This is a genomic window from Streptomyces sp. L2, from assembly GCF_004124325.1.
Lineage (GTDB): Bacteria > Actinomycetota > Actinomycetes > Streptomycetales > Streptomycetaceae > Streptomyces.
Genome location: NZ_QBDT01000001.1, coordinates 551,743 through 570,503, shown reverse-complemented (window position 1 = coordinate 570,503; position 18,761 = coordinate 551,743). Strand labels below are relative to the sequence as shown.

Sequence of the window (18,761 nt, the reverse complement as noted above, 5' to 3'; positions counted from 1 at the left end):
CTCGGCCGTTCGACCGGCCCCAGTCGGCGCAGACGATGATGCGGCAGCGGTCACAGTGAGCGGCTGGATAGGCTGAATCAGACATCTGCAGTCGTGAGAGCGAAGGAATCGAGCATGATCGACGAGGAGGACCTGGCTCTGGTGCACGCGCTGCAGGTCCGGCCGCGGGCCTCCTGGACCGAGTTGGGGGAGGTGCTGGGGTGCACGCCCGCGACGGCCGCCCGCCGCTGGGAACGGCTCGCCGACACCGGGTCGGCGTGGGTCACGGCCGTACCCGGCCCGAACTGTGTGGCGCTGACGGCCTACGTCGGTCTGCGCTGCGCTCCGGGCACGCGCGAGGAGGTGGCGGCGGCCCTCGCGGGTGATCCGGCCGCCGTCACCGTGGAGATCACCGCGGGCAGCCACGATCTGCTGGTGGAGGTCATCACGGCGGATCTGGCCTCGTTCGGCCGCTACCTGCTCGACCGCGTCGAACGCCTCCCCGGGGTGACCGGCTCCACGGTGGCGATCGCGACCGACGTCGTCACGGAGGCCAGCCGCTGGCGACTCGACGCGCTGGCCCCCGGCCAGTCCGCCGCGCTCGGCCGCGCCGACCGCCCCGGCGGAGTGCCGGGGCGGTCGTTGACGGAACTGGACCGGCGGCTGCTCACCGGACTGGGCCGGGACGGCCGCCTGCCCTGGCATCAGCTCGGGCAGGCGGCGGGCACCAGCGCCGCCACCGCACGCCGCCGGACTGAACGCCTGCTCGGCAGCGGAGAGGCGGCCCTGCGCTGCGACGTGGCGGGCCCGCTCTTCGAACGCCCGGTGACCGTCTCACTCTGGGCGCGGGTTCCGGCGCCTGAACTGGTGGCGGTCGCCCGTCACTTGGCGGCCGTCCCCAGCGTGCGCTTCGTCGCGACCACGGCGGCCCGGGAGAACCTCCTCGTCACGCTCTGGCTGCGCAGGGCCGAGGAGGTCCACCGGCTGGAGGCCGACCTCGCCGCCCGGCACCCGGACGTACTCGTCCAGGACCGCACGATCGCGCTGCGCACGGCCAAGCGCATGGGCAGGCTCTTCGACGCGAGCGGCCACGGCGTCGGATCCGTTCCCCTCGCACCGTGGGCCGAACCGGCCCCGCGCTGAGTCCAGCCGGGTCGGTGGTCGAAGGTCAGTGGCCGGTCAGTGGTCTGTCGGTGGCCGGTCAGTGGTAGGTCAGTGGTTGAAGGCCAGGAGTTTGGCGATGCCGTTGCGCTGGATCTCGGACGTGCCGGTCAGGATGCGGAACATGCGGATCTTGCGGAAGAGGTACTCGATCTCGTGCCCCTGGGTCAGGCCCTCCTTGCCGTGGATCTGCACGGCCTCGTCGAGGATGCGGAAGGCGGACTCGGCGACGAACAGCTTGCACATGAAGGCTTCGGCCGGCACCTCGCGGCCCGCGTCGAGGGCCGCCAGCGCGGCGTACGTCATGGAGCGGGCGGCGTAGAACTCGGTGGCCATGTCGGCGACCTTGTGCTGGATGGCCTGGAGCATGAGCAGCGGCTGACCGCCGGCCACCTTCCGGGTGCGGGTGCGTTCCAGAGTGAGGGCGAGGGCGCGGCGGGTGGCGCCGAGGACGGTGGGGCAGTGCAGGAGCCGGTTGGTGGTCACCCGGCCGAGCGCGACGCGCATGCCCTTGCCCTCCTCGCCGAGGAGGTTGGCGGCGGGGACGAAGCAGTCGTCCAGGACGATGTCGCTCTCGATGTGCTCGCCGGACATCGGCGTCGCCCCGTCCTCGACCCGGCAGCCGGGGCTGTCCAGGTCCACGAGGAAGGCGGAGAACCGCGGTTTGTCGCCCTCCTGTTCGCCGGTCCCGGCCATGCGGGCGACGACGATCGCGAAGTCGGCGAAGGGCCCGGCGGAGGAGAACACCTTGCGCCCGGTCAGCCGGTAGCCGCCGTCTCCGTCGGCGTCGCGTACGGCCACGGTCCGCATCGAGCGGACGTCCGATCCGGCGTCGGTCTCGGTGAGGGAGAAGCAGCACGCCCGCTCGCCCCGGACGAGCGGCAGCAGGTACGTGTCCAGTTGGTGCTCGGTGGCGTACGTGAGGATGTCGCCCGCGCGCAGCGGGCCGCCCATGTCGCCGAGCACACTGTGCGCGAGGACGCGCCCGCTGGCGCCGATCTCCTCCTTCAGGGCGGCGAGTTGGGTGTAGGTGAGGTTCTGGCCGCCGTACTCCTCGGGCAGATGGATGCCGTAGAAGCCGAGTTCGCGGCTGCGGCGCCAGACCGGTTCGAGGTCGGCGCGGGTGAGGCGGCTCGCGTGCGTGAGGCCGCGTTCGCGCTCGTGGTCGGCGAGTTCGCCGTCGAGGTAGTCGCGCAGGCGGTCGACCAGCTCGGCCGTGCGCGGGTCGTCGTAGGAGGGGCGGAGGGAGAAGGTCACGGTGGTGCTCCGAACGGGACGGGGTCAGTTGACGCGGCGGGCGGCGCCCGCCCAGAACGGCTCGCGTACGGCCTTGCGGTCGAGCTTGCCGTTGCGGTTGTGGGGCAGTTCGGGCACGAAGTCGACCGAGCGGGGCTTCTTGAAGCGGTCCAGCCGGTCGGCGCAGAAGGCGATCAGCTCGTCGGCCGTGGGGGTCGTGGCGGTCATGCCGTCGTGGGTGACGACGACCGCCTTGACGGCCTCGCCCCACTGCTCGTCGGGCACGCCGACCACGCAGGCTTCCCGCACGGCGGGGTGCTCGTACAGGGCGGCCTCGACCTCGGTGCAGTAGATGTTGAAACCGCCCGAGATGATCATGTCCTTCTTGCGGTCGACCAGGAAGAGGTAGCCGTCCTCCCGCATCCAGGCCAGGTCGCCGGTGTGCACCCAGCCGTCGCGGAAGGTCTCCGCGGACAACTCCGGCTCCTGCCAGTACTCCCGTACGCAGTCCGGGCCGCGCACGATGACCTCGCCGACCTCGCGCGGACCCAGTTCCCGGCCCGTCTCGTCGACGACGCGTATCTCGGTGTCGTAGGAGGCCCGGCCGCACGACTGGAGCAGCTCCGGGTCCTCCTTCACGGCCCCGGCGATCTCCTCGCTGCTCAGTCCCGCGACCACGCTGGTCGTCTCGCCGAGGCCGTAGCCCTGGGCGACGACCGGGCCGAAGAACTCGACGGCGTCGCGCAGGCGCTGGGGTGAGACGGGCGCTCCGCCGATGCGCACGCTCGTCAGGGAGGACAGGTCGTGGCCGGCGGCGCCGGGGTGGGCGAGGACGGTGTTCAGCATGGCCGGCACGAGGAAGGTCGCGGTGATGCGCTCCCGTGCGACCGTCTCCAGGAAGGCCTCGGGGCTCCAGGTGGGCAGCACGTACGTCGTGGAGCCGCCGAACACCCCCGCCAGCAGGCCCATGCCGGTGGCGTGCGTGATGGGGCCGCAGGCCAGGTAGCGGGTGCCGGGGCGGGGCCGGGACTCGTCGGTCATCAGCTGCTTGCGCATGTTGGCGAGGCGGTTGCCGACCGTCTGCACGGCGGCCTTGAGCGCGCCGGTGGAGCCGGAGGTGAAGTTCAGGACACAGGGGTCGTCCGCGGCGACCTCGACGCGGACGGGCGTCTCGCCACCCTCGGCCAGCAGGTCCGCGTAGGAGACCTCGCCCGGGCGCGCGTCGTCGAGGCAGACGGGCAGGCAGCCGGTCCCGGCCGCGGCGATCGCGGCGAGGGCGTCCTCCCGGTGGGCGGCGTCGTGGACGAGGACGCGTACGGGGGCGTAGCGCAGGATGTGCTCGATCTCGCCGCGGCCGAGCCGGGCGTTGATGGGCGCACGTGTCAACCCCGCCTTGTACAGGCCGAATTCGACCTCCACGAGCTCACCGCGGTTCCAGGCGAGGGAGGCCACGGCGTCGCCGGGACCGAGGCCCCGGGCGATCAGGGCGGAGGCCAGGCGGTTGGCCGCCCGCTCCAGGTCGGTGAAGGTCCAGGAGCGGTCCCCGCAGACGAGGGCGGCGGCCCGGGGCCAGTAGCGAGCGCTGCGGGAGAGATAGATGCCGAGGTTCATGAGGGCCTACTCGGTAGTCGAGGTCGGAAGACGGCGAGATCCGGAGAGCGTCTGTAGATTTACAAGCTGCTCAGTTCCAGACAGCTTGTTCATTAACTTCTGACCTGTCAAGAGTCTCCTAGACTGAGCGCGCACGCGGTACGACGGCCGCCGTGCGCGACGACCGAGGAGGGGTGCATGGCGGAGGACAGGCGGACCAGACGCTCACGACGGGCCCTGGGGGCGGCACTGGTGGCCCTGGTCCTGGAGCGGGGCTTCACGGCGCTGACGGTGGAGGACATCACCGAGCGCGCGGACGTGGCACGCGCGACCTTCTACGCGCACTTCCGGGACAAGGAGGATCTGTTCGCGCGCGTGACCGCGGACCTGCTCGCCGAGCTGTCCGAGCGCCTGGCGCCCGCGGTCGCCGACAACGCGATCGGCTTCACCGGCAAGCCGGTCCTGGAGATGCTGCGGCACGCGCGCGAGGAGCGTGACCTGTACCGGATCGTGCTGCGCGGGGAGGGCGACGGCAAGCCGTTGCAGATGTTCGTGGACGCCTGCGCGCGGGCCACGGCCGAGGAGTTCCGCGCCCGTGCGGAACGCAATGACGTCCAGCCGCGCATCGACCCCGAGCTGCTGGCCCGGGTGTGGGTGGGGGAGCAGGTCGCGGTGCTGCGCTGGTGGGTCGAGCAGGACGCCCCGGCACTGCCGGCCGAGGAGGTCGTGCGCATGCTCCTCGACCTCGCGATGCGCGGCCGCTACTGGGCCAGCGGCTTCGAACCGACGGTCTGAGACACGAGCCCACGCGGCCGGTTCAGGCGCCGGCCCGAGCCCCGCGCCCACCCGCCCGGTTCAGCCGTCGGCCTGAGCTGCGCGTGCACCCCCCGGTTCAGCCGTCGGTCTGAGCCCTGTGCCCGCCCGTCCGGTTCAGCGGGCGGCCCAGTCCCCGTGCCCGCCCGCCCGGGTTCAGCCCATCGCGCCCAGTCGCCGTACGTCCCGCTCGGGCCGGATCGCGGTCAGGGCGACGAGCCCGCAGACCAGTATCACGGCGGCCGACAGCAGGAACGCGTGCGTGTATCCGGTGCTCTGCGCGGGCGCGGAGTCCAGCAGGCGGCCGGTCAGGTACGGCGCGATCAGCCCGGGGAGGGTGCCGGTCGCGGCGACGATGCCGAACACCGCGCCGCGCTGCGCGGGCGGCACGACGGCGGCCGTCGTCATGTAGTGCAGCGGGAAGGCGACGGCGTGCGCGCCGAACGCCACGGCGAGCAGCGCCAGCAGCGGCGCACGCGCGTCGGCGAAGGGGAAGACCGCCATCGCCAGCCCGGCGACCGTGACCGCGACTCCCTGCGGGGCGCCGCTCGACCAACGGCTCGACACCCCACGCCGCTTGAGCGCGTCGACCAGCGGCGACACCGTCAGCAGCAGCACGAAGCTGAACGCCGAGACGCCGCTGATGAACGTCGCCGCCCCGCCCGGTGACATGCCGAGCTGAGTGCGCAGGTAGGCGGGCAGCCAGGCCTGGCTCAGGGCCAGGGCCCAGGAAGCGCCGAACGCACCCGCGACGCTCCCCAGCACCGTGCCGTTCAGCAGCAGTCGGCGGTACGGCAGCCGGGTCGCCGGGTCGGTACCCGAGGCGGTGCCCGGCCCGGTACCCGAGGCGGTGCCCGGCCCGGTACCCGAGGCGGTGCCCGGCTCGGTGCCCGGCCCGGTACCCGAGGCGGTGCCCGGCCCGGTACCCGAGGCGGTGCCCGGCCCGGTACCCGAGGCGGTGCCCGGCCCGGTACCCGAGGCGGTGCCCGGCCCGGCACACGAGGCGGTGCCCGGCCCGGCACACGAGGCGGCGCCCGGCCCGGTGCCCGGCCCGGTGTCCGACGCGCCGGCATGCGCGTCCGGCGCGGTTCCCGGCCGGGTGCCCGGCGTGTTGTCCGATGCCGCGCCGTGCGCGGGGTGCGCGCGGTGCGCGGGTTCGTGGCCGTACGGCCCGTCGTGCCCGGTCCGCCACCACAGCAGGCTCCACACCGCGCTCGTGACGGCGAGGGCCGCGAAGGCCGAACGCCAGCCGAACGCGCCGATCAGCCAGGTCACGACCGGCGCGGCGATCAGCGTGCCCAGCGCGGCGCCACTGATCTGCAGCGCCGACGGCAGGCCCCGCCGGTCCTCCGGGAACCACTTGTACAGCGCGTGCATGGACATCGACGCGGCCGGCCCCTCGGCCGCGCCCAGCAGCACCCGCCCGGCCACGAGCGCCGGCACGGACGCCACGAAGACGACGGGCAACTGGGCCACCGCCCACACCGCGGCCATCGCGAACAGCAGGACCCGGCAGGAGACTCGCGCGGAGACGAACCCGACGAGCAGTCCGGAGAGGCTGAACAGCAGGGCGAAGGAGCTGGAGATCAGGCCGTAGGTGCTGTTGCTGATGTGCAGCTCGTCCATGACCGGTACGGCCGCGAGTCCCAGGACGGACTTGTCGGCGTAGTTGACCAGCATGAACGCCACGATCAGCGCGGCGACCGGCCAGGCGCGCCGACGGCCGGCACGAGGATCCGGTGGCGGCCCGGCGGTGTCCGGGCGGGGGGCGGTTCGGGGCTGCGGCTCGACCATCGGGCGCTCCTGCGGCTCTGGAGTATTGAAATGAGAGTCTGTTCTCGTACAAGCTGTCTGTTAGCGATCGACTGATGTGGCAACCTAGGCGCCCGACCGCTCCAGGTCAACGCCTCGAACGACCTCGAACGACCCGCGCCCGGAAACCCCCGGCGCCCGCGAAGGAGTGAGTCATGCCCGAGACAGCCCCGCTGAGCGACCTGCTGTGGACCCGCGGCTACACGGATCCCGCCTGGATCCGCCGCTTCACGTCCCAGGGCCGCGAGCTCTCCCCCACGCGACGGGTGTGGCGCGGCGCGGCTCATGCCCGCCCACTGCCGCGCGACGAGGCCGACCTCGACGCCCTCGACCTCGTCACCACCGACGCGGGCCCGCTCAAGCTCGCGGACCTGTTCGCCGCGGCCCGGACGGACGCGTTCCTGGTGATGCACCGCGGCCGGATCGTCTACGAGCGCTACCCGCAGGGCGGCGACGCGCACACCCCGCACTTCAACGCCTCGGCGGCCAAGTCCTACCTCGGACTCGTCGCGGCGACCCTCGCCCACCAGGGCCTCCTGGACCGTACGGCCCCGGCTTCCGCCTACGTTCCCGAACTGGCCGGAACCGCCTTCGGCGACGCGCGGGTCCAGGACCTGCTGCACATGGGCACCCGGGTCAGCTACGCGGGCCGCCCCTTCGACAAGGCGATCGAGGCACAGCGGTACCACGCGGTCGTGGCCCCGCGGTTGAGGCCGTTCGGCTACAGCGGTCCGGACACCATCCGCGAACACCTGCTGACCGCCCGCGCCACCGGGGCCCCGGGAGCGGAGTTCCGCTACGAGAACGGCAACGTGGAGACGCTGGCCGAAGTCCTGCGCCGGGTCACGGGCCTGACCACGTCCGCGCTCCTCAGCGACCTCGTGTGGACCGGGATCGGCGCGGAGGAGGACGCCTACTACGTCCTGGACGCCGACGGAGTCGAAGCCGCCTGCGGAGGATTCAGCGCGACAGCACGCGATGTGGCCCGACTGGGCGAGATGCTGCGCTGCGGCGGGGCGGTGGGGGACCGGCAGGTGATCCCGGCGGAAGTGGCCGGCACGATCAGCACCGGCGTACCCGACGGCTACCCCCGCCGGGTCCGCTTCCCGGCCGCACCCCCCACCTCACCGGCCACGCTCTCCTACCACGACCTGTGGTGGGTCCTGAACGACCCCTACGACTCCTACCTGGCCAGCGGCATCCACGGCCAGCGGCTCTTCGTCTCACCGGGCCTGGACCTCGTGGCCGTCCACTTCGGCTCACAGGTCATGTCCCCCGCGGTACCCCCGGCCCCCCTGGTCCAGGCGTTCGTCCGGATCGGGCTCCACCTCCAGGCCTGAGGAGATGCCACTCCCGCTGAGCCGGGCCCGCCCCGGTCATCGAAGCCGGGCGGGCCGCCGGTCCCACCACGCGATGCCATGCCCCGTGTGAGCGCGTTGTGTTATTGTCCTGCTTTTGCGTGGTCGTCGCGATGGGCGATTCCGCCTGATCGGTCCGCGCGTGTGCGGGCTGTTCGATCCTGCCGGGCCTTCCTCGGTACGCCCCCCTCGCGGAAGGCTGTTCATGAAGCACCCCGACGAATCCGCCATCACCCACGGCGTCCCCGCCCAGCCGGTGGCCACGACCCCGGCGCCGCCCCCTGCCGTCTCCTTCTCCGGCCTTGAACTGCCGGTGGAGGTGCTGCGGACGCTGAGCGCCCTCGGGGTCCACGAACCCTTCCCCATCCAGGCCGCGACCCTGCCCGACGCACTGAAGGGGCGCGACGTCCTGGGGCGCGGGCGCACCGGATCGGGCAAGACGCTCGCGTTCGGCCTGCCGCTGCTGACCCGTACGGCCGGGCACCGCGCCGAACCGAAGCAGCCCCTCGCCCTGATCCTCGTACCCACCCGGGAACTGGCCCAGCAGGTCACCCAGGCGCTGGCACCGTACGCCGAGGCACTGCGGCTGCGGATGACCACGGTCGTCGGCGGCATGTCGATCGGCCGGCAGATCACGGCGCTGCGCCAGGGCGCCGAGGTGGTCGTCGCCACCCCCGGGCGCCTGCACGACCTGATCGAACGCAACGCCTGCCGTCTGGGACGGGTCAGGACCACCGTGCTGGACGAGGCCGACCAGATGTGCGACATGGGATTCCTGCCGCAGGTCACCGACGTGCTCGACCAGGTGCGGCCCGATGGTCAGCGGATGCTGTTCTCCGCCACCTTGGACCGCGACGTCGATCAGCTGGTCCGCGGCTACCTCCACGACCCCGTCGTCCACTCGGTCGACCCGTCCGCGGGCACGGTCACGACGATGGAGCACCACGTTCTGGTCGTCCACGGCCCCGACCGCTACGCCGTCATCACGGAGATCGCCGCCCGCGACGGCCGCGTACTGCTGTTCCTCGACACCAAGCACGCCGTCGACCAGCTCACCCGGCACCTGCGGGCCAACGGTGTGCACGCCGGCGCCCTGCACAGCGGCAAGTCCCAGCCGCAGCGCACACGGACCCTGGCGCAGTTCAAGGACGGCCACATCACCGCTCTGGTGGCCACCGATGTCGCGGCCCGCGGCCTGCACGTCGACGACCTCGATCTCGTGGTCAACGCCGACCCGCCCACCGACCCCAAGGATTACGTGCACCGGGCCGGCCGCACCGCCCGCGCCGGTGAGTCCGGCCGGGTGGTCACGCTCGTGGTGGCGGGCCGGCGCCGCGAGACGAGCCGCGTGATGGCCGAGGCCGGCGTCGAGCCGACCGTCACCAAGGTGCGCTCGGGCGAGGCGGAGCTGAGCCGGATCACCGGTGCGAAGGCCCCGTCCGGCGTCCCGCTCGACAGCGCGCCCGCCGTTCCCCGCGCCAAGAACACCAACGCCCCCTTCCGCGGCCTCGGCACCACCAAGGACCCCTCCCGCCGCGCCGGAGGGAAGTCCCGGAAAGCCGGCGAGGCCCGCAGGCTCGCCGAGGCCCGCAAGGCCGCGCACGTGCGCCGCAACGGCTGAGAGGCTGCCGCCCCGGCAGTGAATTCCGCCCCCGGGGCCGCCACCCTCCGCCCGGCACCGCGCCCTCCATGACAAGCTGTGCGTGCCCCAACCCCCCGAACCCAGGAGGTCACCATGACCGCAGAGTCCGTACCCACGGAAGCTCAGGAAGGTTCGGAGCCCGCCGCCGCCCGCGAGACGTCCCCCCTGGCGCCGGACAGCGACGGCAACTACGACCTCAAGCGCAAGTTCCGCGAAGCCCTGGCACGCAAGCGCGGTGCGCAGGCGGACGCGGCCGATGTCGCCGCCGGCCCGGACGCGTCGAAGGTGCGTGCGGCACACGGCCCGGCCGCGAGCCAGCGGTCGTTCAGGCGCAAGAGCGGCGGCTGAGCCGACCGGAGCGATGTTCCTCACAACACCGGGCGGAGAGCTCGGTGTAAGGTCGAGAGCGCCCTTGACCTGCACAAAGCGGGCAGGGAGCCGTCTTTCGGGAGTCCAACATGCTGCGCACCATGTTCAAGTCCAAGATCCACCGCGCCACCGTCACCCAGGCCGACCTGCACTACGTGGGATCGGTGACCATCGACGCCGAGCTGCTGGAGGCCGTCGATCTGCTGCCCGGTGAGCTGGTGCACATCGTCGACATCACCAACGGCGCCCGGCTGGAGACGTACGTCATCGAGGGCGAGCGGGGGTCCGGGGTCATCGGGATCAACGGGGCGGCGGCCCACCTCGTCCACCCCGGCGACCTGGTGATCATCATCAGCTACGCTCAGGTCAGCGACGCCGAGGCCCGCGCGCTGAAGCCGCGGGTGGTGCACGTCGACGGTGACAACCGGATCGTGGCCCTCGGCGCCGACCCGTCGGAGCCGGTGCCCGGCTCGGATCAGGAGCGCAGCCCGCAGGCAGTGGGGGCCTGACCGCCGGACGAGGACCAGGAGCGTGCGTGCCCGTGAGCGACATCGAGATCCGTGACGACCGGGCGGCGGGCCGCCTGGAGGCCGTGGCCGACGGCGAAGTCGTCGGCCGTGTCGAGTACTTCGTGCTGGACTCGCCCGCGCCCGCCCTGGTCCCCGTCCACACGATCGTGGAGCCGGCCCACGAGGGGCAGGGCATCGCCGGCTCCCTGGCCCGCGAGCTGTACGCCCTCGCCGAGCGCGCCGGCGTCCCCGTGGCCCCGTTGTGCCCGTACGTCGTCCAGTGGGCCGAACGCCACCGCGACGTCGCCCCGCTGGCCGACCCCGACCTGCTCGACGCCGCGAAGCAGTGGCTGGCGGCGCACCCCGGCCGGTTCTGATGGCCTCCCGGGCGACGCTCGCCCTGCTGCACACCTCGCCCGCCCACATCCCCGTCTTCGACGCCCTGCGCGACAGCGACCACCCCGGGCTGCGCCTGCGCCACCTGGTGGACGAAGACCTGCTGGAGCGGGCCGGGCGGCACGGCGTCGACGCCGTGACCGACGACGTGCGGGCCGCCCTCGACCGGGCCGTCGCCACCGGCGCGCACGCGGTGCTCTGCACCTGCTCCACGATCGGCGGCGCGGCCGAGGCCCTCGGTACCCGCGCGGCCGTACCGGTCCTGCGCGTCGATCGGCCCATGGCGGCCGCCGCCGTCGCCGCCGGCCCGCGCGTCACCGTCCTCGCCACCGTTGCCGCCACGCTGCGCCCCACGGTCGACCTGATCGAGGAGGAGGCGGCACGTGCGGCCCGGCCCGTGTCGGTCCGCACCCGGCTGGTCGACGGCGCCTGGCGCCATTTCGCCTCCGGTGACACCGAGGCCTACGCCCGCCACGTGGCCGCCGCGGCCGACGCGCTCACCGGCACCGAAACCGACGTGATCGTCCTCGCCCAGGCGTCCATGGCCCCGGCCCAGCGGCTCACGGCCACCACGGTCCCCTTGCTCTCCAGCCCACGCCCCGGCCTGACCGCCGCCGCCCTGGCGGCGGTTTCCGGCCACTGAGCACGGCCACCTGGCCCCGCGCCGTGCCGCCGTCGGGTGAGTGGCCGCGCGGGCCACGGGTAGGCGGGGGAATAGTCCAGAGGCGACGTCCAGAACCGTCCAGCGACCGGCCGGAGGACACCATGACCAACCCGTACCCCGACCCCGTCCCCCCGGGCCCGACCCCGGGCCCCGCCCCCACCCCACCGGACCCCTATCCGTCCCCGGTCCCACCCCCCGCCCCCGGCCCGGAACCCACCCCACCCGCGCCGGGCCCAGACCCCACCCCACCCCCGACCCCACCCGCACCGGGCCCGGACCCCACACCCCCGCCGGCCCCACCACACCCCGGCCCCCCAGGCCCGGCCCCGGTCCCCCCAAACCCGGACCCAACCCCCACCCCAGAACCGGGCCCACCCCTCACCTGACAACTCCGCCCCCAATCCGCACCCCGCAAAGGGGCGCGGGGGAACTGCGTGCGAAGCCACAGTCAACGGCCACGCGCCCCCAATCCGCACCCCCCAAAGGGGCGCGGGGAACCGCGCGCCAAGCCACAGTCAACGGCCACGCGCCCCCAAACCGCACCCCCCAAAGGGGCGCGGGGAACCGCGCGCCAAGCCACAGTCAACGGCCACGCGCCCCCAAACCGCACGCCCCAAAGGGGCGCGGGGAACTGCGCGACAAGCCACCAATCACCCGCACCCGCGCAGCAACCGCACCCCACGCCCCCTTGGGCGACTCACCCCCCCCGGAACGGGAAGCCGACCGGACCGGCCCTACGCCGAAACCTCCCCCCGCTCCCCGCCCCACAGCGTGTGGAACGACCCCTCCCGGTCCACCCTCCGATACGTGTGCGCCCCAAAGAAGTCCCGCTGCCCCTGCGTAAGCGCCGCAGGCAACCGTTCCGCCCGCAACGCGTCGTAGTACGCCAGCGCCGCAGCGAACCCCGGCGTCGGCACCCCCTGCCGCACCGCGGCGACCAGCACCTCGCGCCAGTCGTCCTGCGCCGCCGCGATCTCCTGCGCGAACGTGCCGTCCGACAGCAGGCTCGGCAGGTCGGCGCGCGCGTCGTACGCCGCCCGGATCCGGTCCAGGAACGCCGCGCGGATGATGCAGCCGCCCCGCCAGATCGAGGAGACCGCGCCCAGGTCGATGTCCCAGCCGTACTCCTCGCTGCCCGCGGCGATCTCGTGGAAGCCCTGCGTGTACGACACGATCTTCGATGCGTACAGCGCCTGCTCCACGCGGTCCGCGAACGCGCCCGCCTCCGCCTCGCTCAGCGCCGCCGCCGTCGGCCCGGCCAGCCCGCGCGACGCCTCCCGCAGGGCCGCGTGCCCGGACAGGGACCGCGCGAAGACGGCCTCCGCGATCCCGGACACGGGCACGCCCAGGTCCAGCGCGATCTGGACGGTCCAGCGGCCGGTCCCCTTCTGCTCGGCCTGGTCGACGACGACGTCCACGAACGGCTTGCCGGTCTCCGCGTCCACGTGGGACAGCACCTCGGCGGTGATCTCGATCAGGTAGGAGTCCAGTCGCCCGGTGTTCCAGGTGCGGAAGATGTCCGCGATCTGCGCGGGGGAGTACCCGGCGACATCGCGCAGCAACTGGTACGCCTCGCCGATCAGCTGCATGTCGGCGTACTCGATGCCGTTGTGCACCATCTTCACGAAGTGGCCGGCGCCGTCGGGGCCGACATGCGTCACACAGGGCGCCCCGTCCGCCGCCTTCGCGGAGATCTTCTCCAGCATCGGGCCCAGCGACTCGTACGACTCGGGCGATCCGCCCGGCATGATGCTCGGCCCGTGCAGCGCGCCCTCCTCGCCGCCGGAGATGCCCGCGCCCACGAAGTGGAGGCCGCGCTCGCGCAGCTCCCGCTCCCGGCGCCGGGTGTCCGCGAAGTGCGCGTTGCCCCCGTCGATGATCATGTCGCCGGGCTCCAGCAGCGGCGCGAACTCCTGAATCACCGCGTCCGTCGGCTCACCGGCCTTCACCATCACGACGAGCCGGCGCGGCCGCTCCAGCGCCGCCACGAACTCCTTGGCGGTCTCGGCCGCGACGAACTCGCCCTCGTGCCCGAACTCCTCCACCAGCGCGTGCGTCTTCGCCGCCGTACGGTTGTGCACGGCGACCGTGTAGCCGTTGCGCGCGAAGTTGCGGGCGAGATTGCGGCCCATGACCGCCAGGCCCGTGACGCCGATCTGCGCTGAAGTGCTCATACCGCCTGCTCCCTCGTTGCCTTGTCAGTACGGCCCCGTCCGTGCGGGCCACGGCCCATCCTGACGCGCCGCTCCGGCGAGCGCACATCCGGCCCGCCGCGCTTGAGTACGCACGGGACGCACCCGACGCCTCAGCGCGGTCCCGTCCGCCCGCCGGCCCCGTCAAGACACGCCGTTCCCCAGCCACTTGACGGGACGACACGGCCGAAATGCTGTCTTGTCATGGCCTGTTCGCGGCGCTTATTTTTGCCCCTTCTGACGCATGCCGAGGGGATTTCGGACATGGCCGTACGCGGCCGGCATCGCCGGTACCAGCCGAACAGGATCAACCGCGCCTCGCTCACCGTCACCGCGAGCGGCGCCGGCCTCGCGATCCCGCTGGTCGTCGCGGGCACCGCCGGCGCGGCCGACTCGGCCACCTGGAACAAGGTCGCCGCCTGCGAGGCCGGCGGCGACTGGAACATCAACACGGGCAACGGCTTCTACGGCGGCCTGCAGTTCACCCAGTCCACCTGGGAGGCGTACGGCGGCAACCGGTACGCGCCGCGCGCCGACCTGGCGGGCCGGGAGCAGCAGATCGCCGTCGCCGAGAAGGTCCTCGACGGGCAGGGGCCGGGCGCCTGGCCGGTGTGCTCGGTGCGCGCGGGACTGCACCGGGACGGCGGCGGAGCGGCGGTGCACACAGAGAGCACCCGTGAGCGGCCCGCGAAGGCCACCGGCGCCGAGCCCGCTGCCGCCCACACCGCCTCCGCCCACACCACCTCCGCTCGCGCCAAGTCCGCCTCCGCCCCCGACGTGCGCCCCCAGACCACCCCGCAGTCCCGGGCCGGCAAGGCCGAGATGTACACGGTGGTGCACGGCGACACCCTCTCCGGGATCGCCGAGACCAAGCGGGTGCCCGGCGGCTGGCAGCGGCTGTACGCGGGCAACCGGACGATCATCGGCGCCGACCCCGACCTGATCCGGCCGGGACAGCGGCTCGACCTGCGCGCCACCGGAACCCCGGCCGCGCACCCGCCGCACACCACCACCCCGCCGCACACCACCAAGTCCCCCGGAAAGAAGGCCCCGGAGCGCAAGCCGCCGGAGCACAGGCAGCCCCACCACGAGAGCCACCACGGCCACGCGGCGTCCACCGACCGGCACACCCTCGTGGCACCGGTGCACGCGGCCATCGGCACCGGCTACCGCGTGTCCGGCCCGCACTGGTCGAAGGGCTACCACACCGGAGTGGACTTCCTCGTGCCCACCGGCACCTCCGTCAGCGCGGTCGAGGCCGGGCACGTCGTGGCCGCGGACTGGGGCGGCGCCTACGGCTACCAGGTCGTCATCCGGCACGCCGACGGCCACTACACGCAGTACGCCCACCTGTCGGCGATCTCGGTACGCGCCGGGCAGAACGTGGCCGCCGGCCGGCGCATCGGCCGCTCCGGTGCCACCGGAAACGTCACGGGCCCGCATCTGCACTTCGAGGTGCGGACGGGGCCCGGGTTCGGTTCCGACGTCGATCCGCTCGCCTATCTGCGAGCCGGTGGGGTCAAGATCTGACGTGATCAGATCAGGATCTGACGTGATCAGGATCTGACGCGGGCGCGGTGCCGGTCCAGGACGGGCAGCGGCACCGCGACGCCCGAGGGGAACGGGACGTACGACGCCGGCAGGCGGGACTCGACGACGCCGCGGCCCTCCAGCCCGTCCACGGCACCGGGCGGGGTGCCGTCCGGGACCGGCCGCCCGAGCACCTCGTCGAGCAGTTTCTCGACACCGGCGTCCACCTCACCGGACGCATTCGGTTCGGCCACGGCTCCGCTGTCGGCGACGACCGCGCCCGCGGCTCCCGCCCCCGGCTCGGCCCGCATCGGCTCGGCCCGCGTCGTCTCCGCCGCCGGCCGCTGCTGCGGAACCGCGTCCAGCGCCTCCCGGGACACCGCCGCCGGCGCGGGAGCGGGGACCCGCTCGCCCGCCTCCACAGCCGCCGGCCGTCCACCGGTCCGCCCGATCCGCTCCGTCGTCAGCAGGATCAGGCCGCCCGCCGCCACGACACCGCAGCCCAGTGCGAGCACGGTGCCGGTGGTGCCGTAGCGGAACGTCTCGCCGAACATCGTGATGCCCACCGCCGCGGCCAGCACCGGGTTGACCACCGTCAGGGTGGCCAGCGGCGCGGCGAGGCCGCCGCCCTTGTACGACGCCTGGGAGAGCAGTACGCCCGCGGTCGCGAAGACGGCGATCACGGCGAGGGAGGGCAGTTCGGTCAGGGCGACGCCGTGGGTCCAGTCGACAGCGACAGTCTTGGTGAACACCGACGCCATGCCGAACGCGATGCCCGAACCGGTGGCGAGCAGCACGCTGCGCACGGCCGGGTGCCGGTGGGCGGCCCGGCCCGCGATCATCAGGGCGACGACGGCGCCGCCGGTGACCAGGGCGACGCCCACCCGCTGGGCCGCGTCGAGGGAGCGCGCGTCGGAGGCGCCGACCAGGGAGAGCAGGCCCGCGAGGCCGACCGTGGCCATGATGGCGCCGCGCCAGGCGGTGGCGCCGGCCTTGCGGCCGACGAACAGCGCGGCCATGGGCAGCGCGAAGACGATGGTGAGCGCGCCGAGCGGCTGCACCAGGCTGAGGGGGCCGTAGGCCAGCGCGACGACGTGCAGGAGACCGCCGAGACCGTTCAGGGCGAGGGCGCCCCACCAGCTGGGCCGGCGCAGCGGCGCGTACTGCCCGCCAGAGGACACCGCGACCTGTTCCTGCACGATCGCCCCGGCCGCGTAGGCGACGGCGGACACGAACGACAGGAGCACGGACAACGCGAGGGCGCTCATCGGCGGCTCCCCTGCGTGAGGCCGGGGCACTGGTCCCGGCGCGGCGTACGGTCGGCTCTCATGCCCAACACTCTGCCGTCCCGGCTTGTTCCCGTCGTCGTTCCTGAGCACTCAATGCGTCCTACTACCGATGGAGTACGGCGGCGTCTCGATCATCCCCAGGGTGGGTTATCCGCGGGGTGCCGCCCAGGGTCGCGGGCCCCGCGGCGGCGCCCGCACCCGGGCCAAGGGGCGCGCCCCCGGGGCGGCACCCCGCGCGCACCCTGGTAGTACTGCTCCTCGTGACCCTCGACCCCGGCCTCGCCGCGCTCCGCCCGCTCGGCGGCTTCTTCGTCCTGCGTACGGCCGCGGAGCGCGCCGAAGCCGACGGCGCGCCGCCCCCGACGCTCGCGGAGACCTACGCCGCGGCCGGCGCGGAGGTTCACCCGAACGCGCTGACCTCGCGCGTCGCCACGGTCGCCGAGCGCCTCGGCACCCGGGAGCCGCGGGTCGCCGCGTCCATCGCCCACCAGGCACTCGCCGCACGGCTGTGGTCCCCGGCCCTCGCCTGCGCCGCCCTCTACGGCAGCGTCCCGGACCTCGACCCGCGCCTGCTGCGCTGGGACGGCTCGGCCGCCGCCCCCGACGATCTCCGACTCCGCGGGGTCCGCGGGCTGCCCGGAGACGCCGGCACCCTCGCCGGGACGGTCCTCCTCGGGCACCTCGAACCCCTAGGGGCAGCCCTGAGGGCCCGCTACGGGATCGCGGCCGGTCTCCTCAAGGGCAACGCGGCCTCCGCGCTCGCCGGCGCCGCCCGCGAACTGGACCGCTGGGCCCGCGCGCACGGCCGTACCGACGTGGCAGAACGGGCGGCGGCCCTGACCGACGCCCTCTTCGCCCAGCCGCTGCTGCGCGGCACCGGCTCCCGCACCGGAACGGCCTTCCGGCGGCGCAGCTGCTGCCTGTACTACCGGGTGCCCGGCGGCGGAGTCTGCGGCGACTGCTGCTTCACCCGGCCGCCGCGCTCTTCCCCGCGCGCCGCATCCGGGTGACCATGAGGGGAACCTGCCGCCGGAACCAGGGGGTTGTCGGGTGCGAGTGGGACTGCTGACCCGGGAGTATCCCCCGGACGTGTACGGCGGCGCGGGCGTCCATGTGGAGTTCCTCGCCCGGGAACTGGCCTCGCTGGTCGACCTGGAGGTGCACTGCTGGGGCGAGGGACGCGGGGTGGGCGTCGTACGGCACCGGCCCTGGTCCGTCCTCGACGGCTCCAACGACGCGCTGCGCACCTTCTCCGTGGACCTCTCCATCGCGGCCGCCCTCCAGGGGCGCGAACTGGTCCACTCGCACACCTGGTACGCGAACCTCGCCGGCCACCTCGCCAAGCTGCTGTACGGCGTCCCGCACGTGCTCACCGCCCACTCGCTGGAGCCGCTGCGGCCCTGGAAGGCCGAGCAACTCGGCGGCGGCTACGCCCTGTCCGGGTGGAGCGAGCGCACCGCCATGGAGGCCGCGGACGCCGTGATCGCCGTATCGGGGGCGATGCGGGAGGACGTCCTCGCCTGCTACCCGGCGCTGGACCCGGCGAAGGTGCACGTCGTGCACAACGGCATCGACACCAGCCTGTACCGGCCGGACCACGGCACCGACGCCCTGGTGCGCGCCGGTCTGGACCCGAAGCGGCCGTACGTGCTGTTCGTCGGCCGGATCACCCGGCAGAAGGGCGTGCCCCATCTGCTGCGCGCCGTACGGGACATCGACCCCGGTGTCCAGGTCGTGCTGTGCGCGGGCGCGCCCGACACCCCCGAGATCGACCGGGAGTTCCGGGAGCTGTTCCAGGAGCTGAGCCGGGTGCGCGAGGGGGTGCACTGGATCCCGCAGATGCTGCCGCGCGGGGACGTCGTCCAACTCCTCACCCATGCCGCCGTGTTCGTCTGCCCTTCGGTGTACGAGCCGCTGGGCATCGTGAACCTGGAGGCGATGGCCTGCGGCACGCCCGTCGTGGCCTCACGGGTCGGCGGGATTCCCGAGGTGGTCCGGGACGGGGAGACGGGCCTGCTCGTCCCGGTCGACGACGACTTCGAGGCGGGGCTGGCGCGGGCGCTGGACACCGTCGTAGGTGACCCGGAGGCGGCGCGGCGGATGGGGGAGGCCGGACAGCGCCGTGCGCGGGGCGAGTTCGGCTGGGACACGGTCGCCCGGCACACGGTCCGGCTGTACGAGGAGATCCTCAAGGCCTAGCGGGGCCTCCCGGCAGGATTGG

At 73.6% G+C, this 18,761-nt stretch carries 16 protein-coding genes; 11 read left to right on the top strand and 5 right to left on the bottom strand.

All coding sequences use genetic code 11. From position 1 onward, the window contains the following. Positions 1–114 precede the first annotated feature (114 nt). Positions 115–1,122: an Lrp/AsnC family transcriptional regulator gene (locus tag DBP14_RS02580; protein WP_129305427.1), complete on the top strand. Its 1,008-nt coding sequence runs from the start codon at positions 115–117 to the stop codon at positions 1,120–1,122. A 69-nt stretch (positions 1,123–1,191) separates the two neighbouring features. Here DBP14_RS02580 and DBP14_RS02575 read toward each other — a convergent pair whose 3' ends face one another. Beyond that, positions 1,192–2,397: an acyl-CoA dehydrogenase gene (locus tag DBP14_RS02575; protein WP_129305426.1), complete on the bottom strand. Its 1,206-nt coding sequence runs from the start codon at positions 2,395–2,397 to the stop codon at positions 1,192–1,194. A gap of 24 nt (positions 2,398–2,421) precedes the next feature. Beyond that, positions 2,422–3,987, bottom strand: a complete 1,566-nt coding sequence (locus DBP14_RS02570; RefSeq protein WP_129305425.1) for an AMP-binding protein — start codon at positions 3,985–3,987, stop codon at positions 2,422–2,424. A 177-nt stretch (positions 3,988–4,164) separates the two neighbouring features. On the opposite strand from DBP14_RS02570, the gene DBP14_RS02565 reads away from it, so the two are divergent. Then, positions 4,165–4,761, top strand: a complete 597-nt coding sequence (locus tag DBP14_RS02565) for a TetR/AcrR family transcriptional regulator (protein ID WP_129305424.1) — start codon at positions 4,165–4,167, stop codon at positions 4,759–4,761. Positions 4,762–4,935: 174 nt separating this feature from the next. On the opposite strand, the gene DBP14_RS02560 is transcribed toward DBP14_RS02565, so the two are convergent. After that, positions 4,936–6,573 carry an MFS transporter gene (locus DBP14_RS02560; protein WP_129305423.1) on the bottom strand — a complete coding sequence of 546 codons (1,638 nt, stop codon included), beginning with the start codon at positions 6,571–6,573 and terminating at the stop codon, positions 4,936–4,938. 173 nt (positions 6,574–6,746) lie between these two features. Between DBP14_RS02560 and DBP14_RS02555 the strand changes: the two genes are divergently transcribed. The 6 genes from DBP14_RS02555 to DBP14_RS02530 all read left to right on the top strand — a co-directional run bounded on the left by DBP14_RS02555 (position 6,747) and on the right by DBP14_RS02530 (position 11,508). After that, complete coding sequence (locus tag DBP14_RS02555; RefSeq protein WP_129305422.1) at positions 6,747–7,931, top strand: serine hydrolase; 1,185 nt, start codon at positions 6,747–6,749, stop codon at positions 7,929–7,931. A gap of 223 nt (positions 7,932–8,154) precedes the next feature. Continuing rightward, positions 8,155–9,570: a DEAD/DEAH box helicase gene (locus DBP14_RS02550; protein ID WP_129305421.1), complete on the top strand. Its 1,416-nt coding sequence runs from the start codon at positions 8,155–8,157 to the stop codon at positions 9,568–9,570. 114 nt (positions 9,571–9,684) lie between these two features. Then, on the top strand, positions 9,685–9,939 hold the full coding sequence (locus DBP14_RS02545) for a DUF5302 domain-containing protein (protein WP_129305420.1): 255 nt from the start codon (positions 9,685–9,687) through the stop codon (positions 9,937–9,939). A 110-nt stretch (positions 9,940–10,049) separates the two neighbouring features. Beyond that, complete coding sequence (gene panD / locus DBP14_RS02540) at positions 10,050–10,469, top strand: aspartate 1-decarboxylase (protein WP_129305419.1); 420 nt, start codon at positions 10,050–10,052, stop codon at positions 10,467–10,469. Positions 10,470–10,501: 32 nt separating this feature from the next. Continuing rightward, entirely contained in the window at positions 10,502–10,846 is a 345-nt protein-coding gene (locus DBP14_RS02535; RefSeq protein ID WP_129305418.1) for a GNAT family N-acetyltransferase, read from the top strand. Further along, a complete protein-coding gene (locus DBP14_RS02530) occupies positions 10,846–11,508 on the top strand; it encodes an aspartate/glutamate racemase family protein (protein WP_129305417.1) in 663 nt (220 codons plus the stop codon). Before DBP14_RS02535 ends, DBP14_RS02530 begins: the two co-directional genes overlap by 1 nt. 755 nt (positions 11,509–12,263) lie before the next feature. On the opposite strand, the gene gndA is transcribed toward DBP14_RS02530, so the two are convergent. Continuing rightward, on the bottom strand, positions 12,264–13,703 hold the full coding sequence (gene gndA, locus DBP14_RS02525; protein ID WP_129305416.1) for an NADP-dependent phosphogluconate dehydrogenase: 1,440 nt from the start codon (positions 13,701–13,703) through the stop codon (positions 12,264–12,266). 282 nt (positions 13,704–13,985) lie between these two features. Here gndA and DBP14_RS02520 point away from each other — a divergent pair, with 282 nt between their 5' ends. Next, complete coding sequence (locus DBP14_RS02520; RefSeq protein ID WP_129305415.1) at positions 13,986–15,251, top strand: transglycosylase family protein; 1,266 nt, start codon at positions 13,986–13,988, stop codon at positions 15,249–15,251. 26 nt (positions 15,252–15,277) lie between these two features. On the opposite strand, the gene DBP14_RS02515 is transcribed toward DBP14_RS02520, so the two are convergent. Then, complete coding sequence (locus DBP14_RS02515) at positions 15,278–16,519, bottom strand: DMT family transporter (protein ID WP_129305414.1); 1,242 nt, start codon at positions 16,517–16,519, stop codon at positions 15,278–15,280. A gap of 281 nt (positions 16,520–16,800) precedes the next feature. Here DBP14_RS02515 and DBP14_RS02505 point away from each other — a divergent pair, with 281 nt between their 5' ends. Then, positions 16,801–17,550 carry a (2Fe-2S)-binding protein gene (locus DBP14_RS02505; RefSeq protein ID WP_129305412.1) on the top strand — a complete coding sequence of 250 codons (750 nt, stop codon included), beginning with the start codon at positions 16,801–16,803 and terminating at the stop codon, positions 17,548–17,550. 40 nt (positions 17,551–17,590) lie between these two features. After that, on the top strand, positions 17,591–18,739 hold the full coding sequence (gene glgA, locus DBP14_RS02500; RefSeq protein WP_129305411.1) for a glycogen synthase: 1,149 nt from the start codon (positions 17,591–17,593) through the stop codon (positions 18,737–18,739). Positions 18,740–18,761: the final 22 nt, after the last annotated feature.